Source organism: Shewanella sp. SG44-6 (genome assembly GCF_014164185.1).
GTDB classification, from domain to species: domain Bacteria; phylum Pseudomonadota; class Gammaproteobacteria; order Enterobacterales; family Shewanellaceae; genus Shewanella; species Shewanella vesiculosa.
On the sequence record NZ_JACJER010000102.1, the window covers coordinates 1 to 16,831 of the forward strand.

Below are 16,831 nucleotides of genomic sequence, written 5' to 3' on the forward strand. Positions count from 1 at the left end.
TTGTCCATAAAACCAGACTTTAACCATTGTTCCAACATTCGTTTATCTATGGCGATGTTATCAATTAGCCATTGATGCCCGATTTTGTCGAAGCAGGATTTGATGTCCCCCTCAAGAACCCATTGAGCGGACTTCTTATGACTCAGACAAATGAAACATTGGGCAATAGTATCTGCCGTGCTTCGGTTGGGTCGAAAGCCGTAGCTGTTTGGGTCGGCAAACGTTTCAGATATAGGCTCCAACGCCAAAAGATGGAGCGCTTGTTGTGCTCTATCAATCATGCATGGGATCCCTAATGGTCTGAGTTTGCCGTTTTTCTTGGGGATATAGATCCGCCTGAGCGGTTGGGCATGGTAGCCCTTTCTACTCAGTTGATTGACCGCACCTATACAACGAGCATCGGTGCTCCATGTGATGCCGTCTATTCCAGGTGTTTTGCTGCCTTTGTTTCGTGATACTCGTTTAACAGCAAGTAGTTTTGCTGCTCGCGAGTGAGTCAGTAACCATTGCAAGGCTTTGGCCTTACCGTGTTTACCTTCTCTAGTTGCCTTTGCAATACGCATTTGAAGCTTTAATACCAGCTTTTCAACTGCTTTCCAGTCAATGGATTGCCACTGAGCACTGTCAGAAGAGGCACTAACTTCAATCGAAGTCATCATTTGCGTTTCTCCTTGAATAAAGTTCTTCAAACTCTCTTGCAACGGGAGACCAGCTAGAAGTGGGCTCACTTTCGTGCCAGACATTTGTCTGTATCTGCGTCATTACAACACAACCTTGGCTTTCTCCAGCCTCCTATACCTGCATCACTATCGGCTCTCTTCGCAAACAGCTTTCCCAGTTGGGAGTGATACAGGCTTACCGTGTTCCATATGTCGCGCAATGTCAGGGTAGACGCCCGCAATAGTGCGGGGAGCATTTAGATCACGAAAGGGCATCGGATAATCCCTTTCCAGCTCCCATGCCATTTTGGCCACAGCGTATAAACCACTTCCGCTGCTTCCACAGTAACGCACCTTACGCGGATTCACGTATGTTCGTCATACTGACTCCCTAGCACTCACCCGATTGTGGTTATCAGGAGGAGCGTCCTCTCACGATTCAGCTCCCGCTCAGTATGGTACTGAACTTTGTTACGTTGTCAGGCCCGCTACTTTATTCAGAGCCTTAGGGTCATCTGGTGATACAGATGGTTCACTCAAAGCGGTGAACAGCGCTTCATACGACTTCACGTCGCACACCCGATTTGTGGTTATCAGGAGGATCGTCCTCTCACGATTTAGATCCCGATTAGTCTATGACCAATCTTCGTTACATTGTCAGGCTCGCTACTTTATTCAGAGCCCTAGGTTCATCTGGTGATACAGATGGTTCACTCAAAAGCGGTGAACAGCGCTTCATACGACTTCACGTCGCACGCCCCAAAGTCAGTTAGAGTTGATGCTTCATGTCGACAACTCACTCTCCATTTTCCATACTTTACCTAATCTGACAGAAACGCTTTAGACCATCAGGTCCAACATGCCAATTCTGTCCAGTTACCGTAATTTTATTGCAAAAGTCTTTACCTTCTGTTTGAATGTGTTTTCTGTTCGCGAACAGAAAACACAGAGGAGCAGGATTATGCTTAAACCACAAGATCTATTAGTTACTTTTAAAATTCTGAGTTATGAAATTGGTTGCTCATCTGTAGAGAGTAGAAGTCACAACTCAAGAAAGGCTCCATGGGTAATATTTGAACCAATAAGTGTGTACGACAGGGAAAAGGATGAGATTATCGTTTCTGATGAACCAGATGACTTTGAAGCTGCAGATCTAGCATTGATTGAACAGTTCATCCTAGAAGGGGAGTCGGAAGAACAACGAGCTAGTTGGAGTTATAGAAAGTTGGCGCAACAGCTTTTTATGTCCCTCAGTGAAGTAAGTCAAGCAATCAAAAGAGCGAGTAAAGCAGGGTTATTGATAAAAAGAGGGGCCAAAGGCGTCCGAGTCAATAAGACCGTACTAATTGACTATGTCCGCTTCGGTGCAGGAGTTAGCTTTTTTGTCGAGCGTGGGAAAGTTGTCCGAGGTATCCCAACCGCTAGTGCTGCTTCATCATTTAAAGATATATTCGTCTCTTCAGCTGAGTTTCCTACCGTCTGGCCTTGTGCCCGAGGGACTGTTAAGGGGATCGCCATAGCCCCTATTTACAAATCAGTGCCAAAAGCGGTTATGATTGATCCGTGGCTCTATAAGCAATTGGCATTATTAGATATTTTTAGAGTGGGTAGTGCTAGGGAGAAAGAGGAAGCAATGCCTTACCTAGCCAAGTTGAAAGGTAATGTATGACAGAACATGAAGCATTAATACTGCCCATAGCTCATGCTTTGGGTAAAGACTTATTGGAGCAGGTGGCGTTTGTTGGAGGGGCCACTGTGTCCCTTCACTTAGATGATGCTCAACCCATTGATATCAGTAGTACTAAGGACGTGGACTTTATTGTCTCAGTGTCGAGTTATTATGGTTATCAGGTGTTGGCAGAACAGCTGCGTAGTCGAGGATTCAAACCGTCTATACCCGAAAAAGGCGAAGAAGCACCAATGTGCCGATTCGAATGTGAGGGTATTTTAGTTGATGTGATGCCTGATAAAGAAGACATTCTTGGTTTTTCAAACCCCTGGTTTCAGGTCGGGCTTCAAGAGTCTGTCACATACACTCTGCCAGACGGGTTAGCAATAAAAATAGCCCAAGCTAAACATCTATTGGCCACAAAGCTTGTGGCGTTCGCTACTCGTGGTAGGGATATGCTGAGTAGTAAAGATGCTGAGGACATTGTCGTATTAGTCAATGGCAGGGATGCTTTGCTTGACGAAGTAAAAGAATCTCCCATTGAACTTAGGCAGTTCGTTCAGGAGGCAATGTCCAAATTCATCGCTAACTCTGATTTTGACTACTTGTTAAGAAATGCTCTGAATGGCGAAGAGGAAGAAAGGTTTGAAATAATTGAAGAGCGCTTTAATGAGCTTTCATCAAAGGAGTTTCTTCTTTGACCCCTAGCATTTTAGCTTGTGAAGTAGGAGGTTGTGAGCAAGTAAACGCCGATTACGCAGATCACTGGGCTGTTCAAGGTGGGCACTTCTATGTTGTTTGCGATGGCATTGGTCACAATGAGAACACTGCAGCAGCCGTAAGTGAGTTTTGTGAGCGGTTAAAAGGTGAGTTATCAGGGGGTATTATTAGTGATGAAACAGCCCTCGGTGATGCAATCATCAATGCTGTAAGGTCCCTAGAGCAACGGAGAGGCAGCTTTGCATTTTGTATGACTGCCGCATTGAAGTTGAACGATAGCTTGGTAGTTGCGCATTGTGGAGATTGTCGGTTGGGGTTCTTAACTCCTAAAGGCGTTGATTGGAAAACAGTGGACGACGTTCCTCACTATAAACTGCATCGTGACGGGGTGTTGGACAGGGACAGTTACTTGAAAGCTCGACATTTGGTTTCTTGTAAGATTAAACCTGGTGTTATAAGAGAGAGTCTAAAGGTTTACTCTTTGGACAATCCAGAACCCCAGTGCATGTTGCTATGTAGTGACGGCTTTTGGTCATATGTAGAGGTGGATCTTGAAGGGACTCCGGTTCTCAGTATGGAAGTGATTGACAGAATGCTGCCAGAATTGGCAAGCAGTGCATCTGATAATTTCAGTGTTATTTTGGTCTAGCAACTGGACGGAATTGCACTTCCTAATAAAAAACTAATTTGATTTGGCTTGGTTAAATCGCATGGCGAAACTAATAGTTGTCCATTTTTAAGTTAGCTTGAGTAACACATTATTGCCCCATTCGTTGTTACGAACACGGCTATCAGTCTCAATTGGGCCGCATCTATTGACCAAATTTTAATAATGCTACAAAGTGATTGCTGAAATGGGGGGATTTAGTATCAGCTCCAATATTTTCCTAGAAATATAATGTATCCAGTTACAGAGGACGTATGCACATTACAAAGCTCTCACTAGTAAATTACAGAAATTTTAAAAACGTAAAGTTTCTGTTTAATAAGGGAATAAATACAATTATTGGCGAGAATGGTTCTGGTAAGACTAACTTATTCCGAGCGATGAGATTGCTGCTTGATAGTTCAATGCCTCGCTCGGCAACTAAGCTTGCCGAAGGAGATTTTTGTAGGGCATTAGGTGACTGGCGTGGTCACTGGATCGTTATTAGTATTGAGTTTAATGACATTGCTGGTGATGAAGCTAGTCAGTCACTATTTCTTCATGGTACAGGAAATGCGGAAGATGAAGTTGTTACTAGAGCAACATACAATCTGACTTTCAGACCTAAAGCAAACATCCGCCAAGCATTGGCACAACTTACAATAGGGGATGTAGCTGCGCTAGGAAGGTATTTGGATGGTATAACTATTGATGATTATGAAACCGTTCTTACTGGCAAAAGCGTCGCTGATTTCAATGACCCAGTTGTATACAAAAGCATAGTTGGCGACTTCGAGAGCGTCGATTTTCCTAGGGGGTTAAATAACCCTGATGTTGGTATACGGTTGCCGAACATCCTCAATATGCCTAATGAAGTTTCGTTTTCCTTTATTAAAGCACTAAGGGATGTAGTATCGGACTTTCATAGCAACAGAACCAATCCTTTACTGACACTATTAAAAAGGAAATCCGGAAACATTAGTCAAACTGATTTCCAGCCTATTGCAGATTTAATTGAGACATTAAATAACGAGATTGAAGCTCTATCAGACATTTGTGACGTTCGTGATGATATTGTAACTACTGTCAGTGATACGGTAGGCGATACATATTCACCTAAGTCAATCTCTATTCGCTCTAGTTTGAGTGACGAGTCTGATCAGTTATTTCAATCATTAAAACTCTTTGTCGCAGAGTCAAATGATGGCCACGAGGGGACCATACATGAAATGAGTTTAGGCGGTGCCAACTTACTCTTTCTCACACTAAAGCTACTAGAATTCAAATACCAAAAAGCAAATCAATCTATTGCTAACTTTTTACTAATTGAAGAACCAGAAGCACACATCCACACGCATATTCAAAAGGCACTTTTCGACAATATCAACTATGAAAACACTCAGATAATATATTCAACTCACTCATCACACATATCAGAAGTGAGTAATATTAAGAACATGAACATTATAGGTTTTGTTGATAGTACTTGTGAAGTATTTCAACCTTCAGTAGGGCTGAATGACGAGAAAGTGGGATTCGTTCAACGTTACCTTGATGCCATCCGTAGTAACTTACTGTTTGCTCGAAGTGTTGTTTTAGTTGAAGGAGATGCCGAAGAGATCCTTATTCCTATTCTACTGAAAAAAGTTTTAGGATTGAGCTTAGATGAAATTGGTATCACTCTAGTCAACATAAGAAGTACTGGTTTCGAGAATATTGCAATGTTATTTGACAATGAAAGAATCAAAAAACGATGCAGCATTATCACAGACCTAGATAAAGCCTTCTTTGATACTGCTATTTCTCTTACAGATAGTGACTCAGATAAAAAGAAGAAAGAGAAAGCCCTCGGCTCTCAAGAAACTGGCCTTGCTCGTAAAGGAAGGCTTGATGACTTCTGTCAAAATAACCCTTGGGTTTCGACTTTTTATGCAGATCATACGTTTGAGGTTGATTTCATACAGTCATCCAACAGTAATTACCTCAAGATAATTGTCGGAGATGTGTACACTCAGCAAGCTACGATACAAACTGCTACAACTGAACTATCTTCAACTGATATTGCAATCTCAGGTTCAAGAGCATTAACTATGGCAAACTATCAAGGTAAAGGTTGGTTTGCTCTAACACTAGGTAAGGTAATTGATTTTAAAGTAGCTATTCCAAACTACATTTTTGATGCTATCAAGTTTGCGCACGGAGACTTCAATACAGGACTTACTTTCAAAATACTTAAGCACCGTTATGAATCAGTAATTGAGCATGTCAAAATCGGCAGAAAGAATGTTGAAATGGCGACTGCGCAAGGTGATATGAATCTAAAGCAGCAATGGGAAACGTACCTGAATCTATATGAGGCTGGCTTAGCAATATTCACTCCTAAGTGGGAAGCATTTAATCCAGTCTATGACGACATAACTACACTCAAGATCGACCTGATGAATGATTTACCTTCTGAGAAAAACGATATATTAGCAAGGATCTAATCATGTTTATGTGGGATGAAGGTGACCTAAACGATGAACAGATTGCAGCGATTAACGAACCGAATAATGTATTTTTAATTGCATGTCCAGGAAGTGGTAAAACGAGGACTCTTACCTACAAAATTGCTTCAAAGCTTTCAGGTTTAGAGGATCCTAAAAAATGGGTCGTTGCCATTACTTACACGCATAGAGCAGCAGATGAGATACGCGATCGAATTGAAATTCTTGGTGTAGATATATCTCAGTTGTGGATCGGTACTATTCATGCGTTTTGTTTGGAATGGATATTGAAGCCATATGGCCTATATCATGACAAGCTTAAAAACGGATTTAAAATAATTAATTCTTATGATTCTGAAGAAATAATATCCCAAATATGCTCTGGTATTCGCACCGAACGGATTTGGTATGGAGAGTGTAGCCATTACTACACTCCTCGAGGATTAACATTGACTTGCGCTGGAAGTAAAATTTTATTAGCAAGACAGGTATTAGATGATTATCACAGTCATCTTGCAGAAAATGATCAAATCGACTTTGAGCAAATACTATATTTTTCCCATGAAATCTTATCTAGTAAATCATCTATTGCTAAAATATTAGCAAATTTGTTCTCTTATGTTCTTATTGATGAATATCAAGATACCAAAGAGATACAGTATTCAATTGTTGCGAGTATTATAAAAGCCAGCCAAGGTAAGATGAGAACCTTCATCGTTGGTGATCCTAACCAAGCTATCTACGGTTCACTCGGTGGCTACGCAATAACAAAGTTGGAACTTGAGCAGTTAGCCGAAGTGTCATTTACTCCAATGGCATTAGATAAGAACTATAGAAGCTCTAGAAAGATCATAGACTATTATCGTAATTTTAATGTTACCCCTAGTGCAACTGTTGCTGAGGGTGAACATCGCGATCACCCTAGCATTATTACTTATGATCAGATTACTCATAAGGATAACTTGGTTGATCAAGTCAGTAGGCATATTGAGCATAGCATTCAAAATCTGGGTGTCTTAGAGAAGGAAATTTGCGTTATTGCACCTTGGTGGATGCACTTGGCTGCATTGACTCGTAACCTAGTAAACAGGTTACCTCAATATAGTTTCGATGGACCTGGTCTAGTGCCTTTTTCAAGAGATATTGATAACTTTTGGTTCAAGTTGGCTCAAATTATCCTAACAGAGCCATCACCTAATATGTATGTTAAGCGTATTCGGTGGGCATCTGATGTTCTATATGACATGGAACTTGCGCTGGTCGATGTTCATTCAATCCTCCCTAAACAGTTACTAAAGACCATCAATTCTATTTCGATAGATGAAGACGACGGTTTGACTTATCTTCGAGCTTTCTTTGAAGCATTGTTCAGTGAATTGGAAATAGATTTCACACTATATCCAATGTTAGAAGAACATCACGAGTCATTTTTTAATAGTTCACAAAAGAGGATAGATCGTCTAAGTATAGATAATGAATTGTTTGCGATGGATATTGAGGCTTTTCGCAAAGCATTTAAACCCAGAACTGGAATCAAAGTTTCAACAATACATGGAGTTAAAGGAGGAGAATATGACGTAGTTATCTCCTTTGGCTTACTTCAAGATTTGGTTCCGAATTCAAATGACCCCTCTATTGAGAGTGCTAAAAAATTACTCTATGTTATTGGTTCTAGAGCCAGAAAGAATCTGCATCTTATTTCGGAAACAAGAAGAACTACCGGTAGAGGTCGATATAAAAGAGAGTACCAGCCTACAGAAATTCTCCATCAGTTGAATTTTGCATACGATCCAAATTTAATATGACACATGAGAATTGAAAGTATTCATGTTTTTTTAGGTTGATAGCTTTGCACATAACCTGTCAATGCACTGGGACGCAGCATATCTGTACCGGTGTTTTAGGCATTATACCTATGGATAGAGATAAAGATGGCTAATATTGCTAGTGATATAGAAAACAGACCTAAAGAGTTATGGGATTTGCCAAATTACGGCTGCTTACCAGATAGGGGCTTTAAAATTGATTTAGCTGGGGCAGTTGGTGAGTTCTTGGCACATGACATTTTCGATTTAGATGGCACTCAACCTATTGAAAGTAAAATAATGGGGCTTTCAAAAGAATTTCATAATGGTCTCCCTGTTATTAGTGTGAACCCCTCGAATGATGCTATCGAGTTCTATAAGGCTCGGGGTGATCAGTTTCAAATGGTCAATGTCGTTGTTTGTTGTTATGGGTTCGAAGAGATTGGTGATCAATTTTTTGGTTTGCCTTATCACGTGTCACTGCGACCAGCTCAAAAAAGAGGTAAGCCAGCAAGTGTAAGTGCAGAGTGGATCAAACATATGGACTTAGAAAGAGTGTTAGATGGTTCTCCTCACTATATGGGCTTTAACCCTTTTACTGATGCATTTGGTTTATATGCCACAGGCCCTGTCCATTTAAATAAAGATCTATGTTCAGATGTTGTTGGCTTTGTGTATAACATCTACTTTCTAGCTAGTAATTATGATAAAAATGATGTAAATGACCCTGGTATGTGTACGTCTCTACTTGGTAATAATAAAGCTGCTTTAGCAGATTATAGAAAATATCGTTTCTCTCGTTACTTCAAATTATTTACAGATCTAAAACCAGTAAAAATATGGGGGTGTGATTCGCCAATTGAATTATTTCTCTTACAAGCAATGAATAGTTTATCTTTAAAACCAAAAATACAGATGAATATCTTTAAAGACGGAACTACATTCCCTTCATTACAGTCAATGTGGGAAAATGGTAAAAGGTCAAAAGCTTTGAGTAAAATGATCTCTGAAGCTGACTTTTATTTTGAAGAGCAGAAAGTTGCAATATTCTGTGATTCGGTTGCACATCACTCATCAGATGAAGCGATAGCTAAAGACAAAGCTATAGATGAAAAGCTTGAGGAAATAGGTATACGCAGTCTTAGAATATCAGGCCCTGATATTGTTGCTTCACCGTTAAATTGCGCTATAAGAATTCGTGACTTTATCGCAAAATAGGTATAAACAGGCCTTAAAGTAGAATTCATAACAGTTGGCTTAGTTACGTTTGGCTTAATATTGTAATCAACTATTACGGACAGTTTAAGACGACGTTAACCCATAGAAATTTTAATCCGAAAGTCACAAAGTAGAGTTAGGAATCTAACTCAAAAATGTCCAAAACAAGCTTGGTAGGCCCTAATGTAACGTCCAGTTTTTATAGACCACTACAATGACCTCTGAGGAAATAATAAAACTAATGGTTAGGACAAACTTTACAATGGTAGCATTCGTTCCGGCCTCCACCGGACACGCTATGCGTGCCGATGAATCTAGTGTTAACAAATTTAGATTTACTAATGGATTATGTTCGTTCTAAAGGAGTGTTAAATTGAGAAACCTACTAAAAGCATCTTTCGCAGTATTATTTTTTTGTATATCAGTCCCTTCATTTTCAAATGATAGTAAACTTTGCCAGTATTTAAATGATATTGATCCTGCAACATCTAATAAATTATATACCCTTGTCTATCCAGCAAACGGCATAAGACCAATGGCTAGCATGTTTAATCCTGCAAGTGTCTGTCGTAACATGATTTCATATTCAAATAACCTTAAAAAAGATATCGATTCCGGTTGCCAATACTTATCAAAGGATAGGTGCGAAGGAGTTAAGTTTGATTATAAAAAGACTTCTGGAATAGTTGACTCGTTTCTTTATGAGGCGTCACTAGTAAAAATCAAGCAAGATGATATTTCACAACAAAATCAAAGGGCAACTGAGATTGCTAAAGAAGAAAATAGAGTGTCAATTCAACGACAAAAGCTAATCGCTGAATTAAAGCAAGTTGAGGATGAAAAAAAATACCAGATCGAAGTTAACAATCAATTGATGAAAAACTGTGAATCAAATTTTAATTTACTAAAAAAATATGACGTTACAGTTTTAGGTATGTATAAAAATAAAGTTTCTGACTTAGAAGACGCTATAAATCATAAAAAGTATAAATATGCACTGACATTAAAGAATGAGCTTATTTCTGATGGACAAATCAAAAGTAAATTAAAGGTATATGGCAACGAAATAAAAAAGTGTTATAAATTAGATTCATATATAGATTTTGAGGCAGAAATAAGTAATGACTTACAGGTTTATATGAATAAGGAAGCTAGTTCTACTACAACCTTAGATAAGCATATTTCACGTGAATTATTACCAAACAGAATCAACAGCTTATCTGAAAACAATCTAAGAGAACTAACTTATTTTAGTCTATTATCTGTAGGAGTAAAAAATGATATAAACGCGATACGAGTCTTGTCGCAACCTGAAGTTTTCAAAATGGTGCAAGTAGGCCTTCTCAAGAATGATTTACTGTGTGCGAAACTCGAAAGTGTAGTAGAGATTGACATGAAATCACAATATGAAGCTACATGCGTTACTTTTCGAGGAGGATCTAAAAAGTCTTCATATATTATCGATAGCTTAAATGGTGTAGCTTTTGAGTTCTAAAATAAAGGTGCATATAATTCGAGATGTAAATATGTTTATTTGGTATGTAGTAGCTCACAGAGTTTGGTCACTTGATTAGAGTTTGACCACTTCTATCACCCTAGTGTTTGAGCTTCGCCATACATATTGTAATGTAAACGATAGGATTCAGAGTATTAGTTCTAGCTCGCTTTTGTCCAGGTACGGTTTAGAGTGACCACTCTAAGCCGTTATTGCCCCAAAGTTACTTAGAATCAAAACTCTATTTAACAATGCTTGCCTTCGTTTTCCATACAAAATTTAATTGATACTGCTCTTTTACAGAGACCATTTTTTACTGCCTAGATTGCATAATCTAATGAGCTGATTTTATATACAGTTATAATGCATTTTGGTTTAATTTATATAAAACAAGATAATAAGTAAATCCAAGGTAGTAAGTATCAATTATGCGATTAAACTTAACTAATTGATATTTTAGTAAATAAATTTTATGAACACTTTATTTAGGCTACATCAGTTTGTTCTTGGGTTTTGCGAATATCTTATTGCTTTACATCAACGATATTGCAAATGTAGGATGATATTGATCAATATTTTAAGCGGTCGACTTTATTTGGCGAGCCGTTCAATAAGCTATTAAACTAAGCCGCTGCGCGGAGCCAAATCAAGCTTCAATTGACTGTATTACTCATATTGAAGCAGCACACAGCAATGACAAGGGAATTTCAATGAAATACGTAAAAACCAAGCTATATGATCAGTTCGAAACTACTCTACAGCCCAGAGTCAGCATCAAAAAAGGAAAACCCTATAGTATAAAGCGTACCAATTAACCTGGACTAGGCATCGACCAAGTCAAACAAGAGATTTATGCGCAGCAAACAGCGCAACGCATAAGTACTAAAACGTTAGCCAATCGTAACTTCACACAAATGTAGAGTAAAAAAGAATGTTTGAATGGATCGCAAGTCCAGAGGCGTGGGTAGCATTAGCAACCCTGATAGCCTTGGAGATTGTTCTTGGAATAGACAACATAATATTTATATCAATACTTGTTGGCAGATTGCCAGAAAAACAGCGGGCTAAAGCTCGACAGATTGGTCTATTTTTAGCTATGGGCACTCGGTTACTACTGCTTTTCAGCTTGGCTTGGGTTATGGGCTTAGTTGAGCCTTTGTTTATTGTCTTCGGAAATGAAATATCTGGTAGAGACATCATACTAGTTATAGGTGGGCTTTTTCTTCTCGCAAAATCCACACACGAAATACACGGTAGCTTTGAAATACAAGAAGCATCTCAGGCACAGGTTGCAGCCTCCGGGTTTATTTCGATCCTCATTCAAATTGCTATCCTTGATGTTGTGTTTTCACTTGATTCGGTAATAACTGCTGTAGGGTTAGTTGATCATCTAAGCATTATGGTGATAGCAATAGTTGCATCGGTTGGCGTTATGCTTGTAGCTGCAAAACCAATAGGTGATTTTGTAGATGCGAATCCTACAATCAAAATGTTGGCATTGTCTTTCTTGATATTAATAGGATTCACTCTTATAGCAGAGGGGTTCGATGTTCATATACCAAAAGGTTACGTTTACTTTGCTATGGCTTTTTCCTTCTTCGTGGAGATGCTCAACATAAAAATAAGAGATCGCAGAGCAAAAGCTATTGAGACAATCCATCTAGCAAAAAAAATCACTGAAGATGAAAATACCTAACAAGTACATCATGCAAGGACTGGAATAGACTATCACCTTTTTCGCGCTGCGCGGCAAAAAAGCCGCCAGCTTACCAGGCTGAAAACGCAGGCATTAACGACTCTCATAGTCATACTTTTCCTAATGGTAATAAGCTAACACTCTAAAACGTTTATTATCCAAAAGTTTGTTAGATAGAACACAAGCCATTTTGTTTTTCGTAAAAAAATATCATTCTCCCATAAATATCTATTTTTTATATGTTTCGATTTGTCAGACTATGGGTTTATTTTATATGCGGTCATGTCAGTGATTAGGTTCGGCGACAGAACTGCAACTAAACCCATTGTTAGGGTAAATAAAAGGAAAGTAATTAATCTTTTTGTGCTTTTTTCTGTATTGCTTGGGCGTTTTGTTCACCGACAATATGCAATGTCCGCTGAGGGAATGGGATGGTTAGCCCTGCGACTTCTATTGCTTCTTTCACTCGCTTATTTAAATCCCAGTACGCTGACCAGTAATCATCATTTTTTGCCCATACTCTTAGCTGAATGTTCACTGCACTATCGATCATTGATGCAACCATCACTTGAGGCGCAGGTTCAGCTAATAATCTTGATTCACTCTCAGCAATTTTCTTTAATACAGCAAACCCTTCATTAATAGAGTCTGAATATGAAATACCCACAATAATATCCATACGTCGTTTACCATTACGAGTGAAATTTTTAATATTATTACCCCATAGCATGCTATTAGGTGAGGCAATATATAATCCATCAGTGGTTTCAAGAATGGTTGTAAATAAATTTATTTCTCTAACGGTACCTTGCGTTCCACCAAACTCAATAAAATCGTCGGCGCGAAATGGGCGTACTATTAGTAACATAATACCTGCGGCGATATTGCTTAACGTGTCTTTCAGAGCCAGTCCAATCGCTAAGCCCGCAGCACCAACCAGCGCGATTAAGCTCGCTGTATTGACGCCAAAAATATCCAGAATAAATACACCACCAATGACATAAACCGCGTAACTGGCTATTGTTGAAAATAACGGGATTAATGTTTTATCAAGCCTGGTTCTCGTATTCGCGATTGCTTTACGAACCGTTTTGGCTATTAATGAGCTAGCGATCAGTATGGCAACTGCCAATAACAAATTATACCCGAGTGTTATAATTGTTTGTGAGTGATCAGACCAAAACTGCATGAGTGATTCTTTCATATCATTTATTCCTGTTTTTTGTTAAATAAAGCTAAATGTTAAGGCGTACTTAAAAAGGAGTAAAGCTAAGCAATTACTGATGACACCAACCAGACATTGTAGGCACAAAACGCGATTAATAAACCAACACCTTCATATCGGTTAATACGGCCCGCTCGACGAAAACCATAAGCAATAATCAATAAGGCTACCGTCATGCTCATCATCACTAACCAGTCGCGTGATAGTACTTGTTCAGGTAAGCTGGACATTGGCGAAATAACACCCGCAATACCAACAACAGCAAGTAAGTTAAACATGTTCGAACCAACAACGTTGCCTATCGCAATATCGTGCTCGCCTTTTCTAACGGCTATAACCGAAGCGGCAAGCTCTGGGAGTGAAGTACCCAATGCGACGATGGTGAGTCCAATAATCAAGTCACTTACACCAAATGCATGTGCAATGTTTACAGCTCCCCATACCAAAACACGCGAACTTACGATTAACAGCACAAGACCCAGCACTAACCAAAAAATGGCTTTTTTGAGCGGCATAGCATGATCAACTAATTCCTGATCCATCTCCGTTTCTAATTTGTCACCTTTACTTTTAATGGCAGAAAAAATACTCCAACCAATCAAAGTAAAGAACCCAACCAATAGCAGCACCGCTTCAACACGCGTCAATGCGCCATCCAAGAGAAAATAGCCCAACAGTAAGCCTATTAACAACAACAAGGGGATTTCTTTTCGGACAATTTTAGACTGCACCATAATCGGTGTAATAACGGCTGTTACGCCAAGAATTAAGCCAGTATTAACAATATTCGAGCCTAAGGCATTCCCCAGCGCTAAATCAGGATTACCATCTATTGCCGCCATGGCGGAAACCACCATTTCAGGTGCAGACGTACCAAAACCAACGATCACCATACCAATAAGCAGCGAGGGCATTCCAGCATGCTTAGCGGTTACCGCAGCGCCTTCAACAAAGCGATCAGCGCTCCACACTAATAAAATAAAACCACCTAATATAGCCAATATAGCAAGTGTCATAACGTTACCTTAAGTTAAAAAAATGAAATAAATCAATGCAGCCAAGACGATTCTATAAATCACATAAGGCCACATACCAAATCGATCCAGCCACTTTAAGAAAAAGTGGATAGCAGTCAAAGCCATGACGAAAGAAGTTAATCCGCCTACCAAAAAAGCAAGCAAATCGATATGTATGTCACTTGATCCCACTTCCAATATTTTTGCGCTCGCGGCCAATGCTGTAATGGGAATGGCAAGTAAAAATGAAAAGCGCGAAGCGGCTTCTCTGCTTAAACCTAGCAGCAAGCTTGCGGTGATGGTTGCACCTGAACGAGAGGTGCCAGGAATAAGAGCAAATGCTTGTGCGATACCGATGAGTAAAGCGTCCTTTAAGCGCAATGAAGATAAGTCGCGTTGCTGGTTAGGCCGCCAATCAGCCCAGCCTAATAACAAACCAAACCCCAATGTGGTGAAAAAGACGTCTTCAACGGATCGTAACTGCTCGTCAATGAGATCCATTAACAACAAACCAACCAAAGCCGCCGGCACTGTCGCAATGATTAACAACAGCAGGATTTTCCCTTGACCAACGAATTGACGATGTTGAAATGAACAAAAACCATCGTAAATTAGGTTTGTTACATCATTTTTAAAGTAGAGTAAAACAGCAAGCAAGGTGCCTATATGAACAGCTAGGTCGAATGCCACCCCTTGGTCCTTCCAGCCAGCAACCAGAGGAGCGAGAATAAGGTGAGCAGAACTTGAAATCGGTAGGAATTCTGTAATACCTTGTATAATCCCTAGTATTACAGCATTAATTAAATCCATGTACACTCACTGAATACAAGAATGTACAAAAATAAAAATCAGACAAAATATTTATATCCTTGGGGTGGTTTGGACACAGGCAAATGTGTCTCTCCACCCCGAGAGCCGCATTTGCCTTAAGTCTTGTCAATCCAAATAGGACATAACCGCCACGAACTGCTGTTCGGGATATGTTGACTGCTATCTCAGACGGTACTGAGAGACTACTCCCTTAAGGTTATAGTCATTATTTTAATTTTTTATATTCAACAGGTCAATAGAGTACTTTTGTATCCCTATCGGAAGTAAAAATACTTTAACTGTTGATATATACTTAATGATAACTATGTCGTGAATTAGCTAATTTGCTCTGCAACATAGAGGTTATCCGTCAATCAAAACTTGCGTTAATGGGTAAGTTTGGCTAACTCATTTATCACTAAATTAGTGGTCGGCCTGACTCATTTCTGTCCTAATTCCACTAACTATAATCGTGATGACCAAGCAACCAAAAAGGAGGTCATCATGGTCATATTAAACCGTGGGCAACGAAGTGGTGTCAAAAAGCCTTTTCGTCTTGAAGAAATTTGGCGAATTCGTACCAGACTTGAGATTGAGAGCAACTTGATGCAGTTAGCACTGCTCAATTTGGCAATTGATAGCAAACTTAGGGCGAGCGACTTATTACCTTTGAAAGTATGCGATATTTCTTCTCAAGACCGGATATTTAATCGAGTTAAGCATATCCAACATAAGACTGACATTGAAGTTCAGTTTGAAATCACGTCAAGAACCCAACAAAGTCTGATTAAATGGATTTTGCTTGCATCGTTAAGCGCAAGCGATTTTGTTTTCCCCAGTCCTAGATTAAAGCAACAGTCGATTAGCTACTCATACTATAGATACATTGTTAGGAAATGGGCATCCGATCTGGGATTAGATCCGAACCTATATGGAACCCACTCTATGAGGCGAACCAAGGTGACTCTTGTCTATGCCAAAACAAAGAATATTCGAGCAGTTCAACTTTTACTAGGTCATACAAAGGTAGATAATACGATAAGATATCTTGGTGTTGAATTAGAAGATGCTCTCTTACTTTCAGAAAGTACAGATTGCTAATATTAAATGGCCCTACAACCTAGGGCTACTTTATCATTTAAAGGAAACGGGTTTATTACTGGCAAATTGTTGCCTCATTATGATTTAGAACAATTACTCATTCGAACTTTGTGTTTCTGTGTTTGCCTCATATTTACTAATGCGGAAAGCAAAAGATAAGGCCCTAGTAACTTGTTTTGTAGTATGCCTTAAAGACTGTCAAGAGGACTTATGACCCCAGTATGATGGCCACCAATCACATGGGTATATATCTCGGTCGTTTTGACATCACTGTGTCCCAATAAC

At 39.3% G+C, this 16,831-nt stretch carries 13 protein-coding genes; 9 read left to right on the top strand and 4 right to left on the bottom strand.

The annotated features are described in order from the left end of the window. Window positions 1-659: reverse transcriptase N-terminal domain-containing protein (locus H5185_RS16170; RefSeq protein ID WP_182742615.1), on the bottom strand; the 659-nt coding region annotated here is incomplete at its 3' end. A 961-nt stretch (window positions 660-1,620) separates the two neighbouring features. Between H5185_RS16170 and H5185_RS16175 the strand changes: the two genes are divergently transcribed. From H5185_RS16175 to H5185_RS16210, 8 genes are all read left to right on the top strand, one after another. Then, complete coding sequence (locus H5185_RS16175; RefSeq protein ID WP_182742616.1) at window positions 1,621-2,328, top strand: hypothetical protein; 708 nt, start codon at window positions 1,621-1,623, stop codon at window positions 2,326-2,328. Beyond that, window positions 2,325-3,029: a hypothetical protein gene (locus H5185_RS16180; RefSeq protein WP_182742617.1), complete on the top strand. Its 705-nt coding sequence runs from the start codon at window positions 2,325-2,327 to the stop codon at window positions 3,027-3,029. Before H5185_RS16175 ends, H5185_RS16180 begins: the two co-directional genes overlap by 4 nt. Next, a complete protein-coding gene (locus H5185_RS16185) occupies window positions 3,026-3,697 on the top strand; it encodes a PP2C family serine/threonine-protein phosphatase (RefSeq protein WP_182742618.1) in 672 nt (223 codons plus the stop codon). The genes H5185_RS16180 and H5185_RS16185 overlap by 4 nt, the downstream gene beginning before the upstream one ends. A 272-nt stretch (window positions 3,698-3,969) precedes the next feature. Next, a complete protein-coding gene (locus H5185_RS16190) occupies window positions 3,970-6,180 on the top strand; it encodes an ATP-dependent endonuclease (protein ID WP_182742619.1) in 2,211 nt (736 codons plus the stop codon). 2 nt (window positions 6,181-6,182) lie between these two features. Further along, window positions 6,183-7,985 carry a UvrD-helicase domain-containing protein gene (locus H5185_RS16195; RefSeq protein WP_182742620.1) on the top strand — a complete coding sequence of 601 codons (1,803 nt, stop codon included), beginning with the start codon at window positions 6,183-6,185 and terminating at the stop codon, window positions 7,983-7,985. 126 nt (window positions 7,986-8,111) lie between these two features. Next, window positions 8,112-9,203: a hypothetical protein gene (locus H5185_RS16200; RefSeq protein ID WP_182742621.1), complete on the top strand. Its 1,092-nt coding sequence runs from the start codon at window positions 8,112-8,114 to the stop codon at window positions 9,201-9,203. A 373-nt stretch (window positions 9,204-9,576) separates the two neighbouring features. Then, window positions 9,577-10,698: a hypothetical protein gene (locus H5185_RS16205; protein WP_182742622.1), complete on the top strand. Its 1,122-nt coding sequence runs from the start codon at window positions 9,577-9,579 to the stop codon at window positions 10,696-10,698. Between the two features lie 931 nt (window positions 10,699-11,629). Then, on the top strand, window positions 11,630-12,394 hold the full coding sequence (locus tag H5185_RS16210) for a TerC family protein (RefSeq protein WP_182742623.1): 765 nt from the start codon (window positions 11,630-11,632) through the stop codon (window positions 12,392-12,394). A gap of 352 nt (window positions 12,395-12,746) precedes the next feature. Here H5185_RS16210 and H5185_RS16215 read toward each other — a convergent pair whose 3' ends face one another. From H5185_RS16215 to H5185_RS16225, 3 genes are all read right to left on the bottom strand, one after another. Continuing rightward, window positions 12,747-13,598, bottom strand: coding sequence for a mechanosensitive ion channel family protein (locus H5185_RS16215; RefSeq protein ID WP_182742624.1), 852 nt, complete (start codon window positions 13,596-13,598; stop codon window positions 12,747-12,749). A gap of 65 nt (window positions 13,599-13,663) precedes the next feature. Next, window positions 13,664-14,635: a calcium/sodium antiporter gene (locus H5185_RS16220; RefSeq protein ID WP_124017004.1), complete on the bottom strand. Its 972-nt coding sequence runs from the start codon at window positions 14,633-14,635 to the stop codon at window positions 13,664-13,666. Between the two features lie 9 nt (window positions 14,636-14,644). Continuing rightward, window positions 14,645-15,445 (bottom strand): undecaprenyl-diphosphate phosphatase, encoded by an 801-nt coding sequence (locus tag H5185_RS16225; RefSeq protein WP_182742625.1) that lies wholly within the window; start codon window positions 15,443-15,445, stop codon window positions 14,645-14,647. A gap of 504 nt (window positions 15,446-15,949) precedes the next feature. Between H5185_RS16225 and H5185_RS16230 the strand changes: the two genes are divergently transcribed. After that, window positions 15,950-16,546, top strand: coding sequence for a tyrosine-type recombinase/integrase (locus H5185_RS16230; RefSeq protein ID WP_124017006.1), 597 nt, complete (start codon window positions 15,950-15,952; stop codon window positions 16,544-16,546). The last annotated feature ends 285 nt before the right edge of the window (window positions 16,547-16,831 follow it).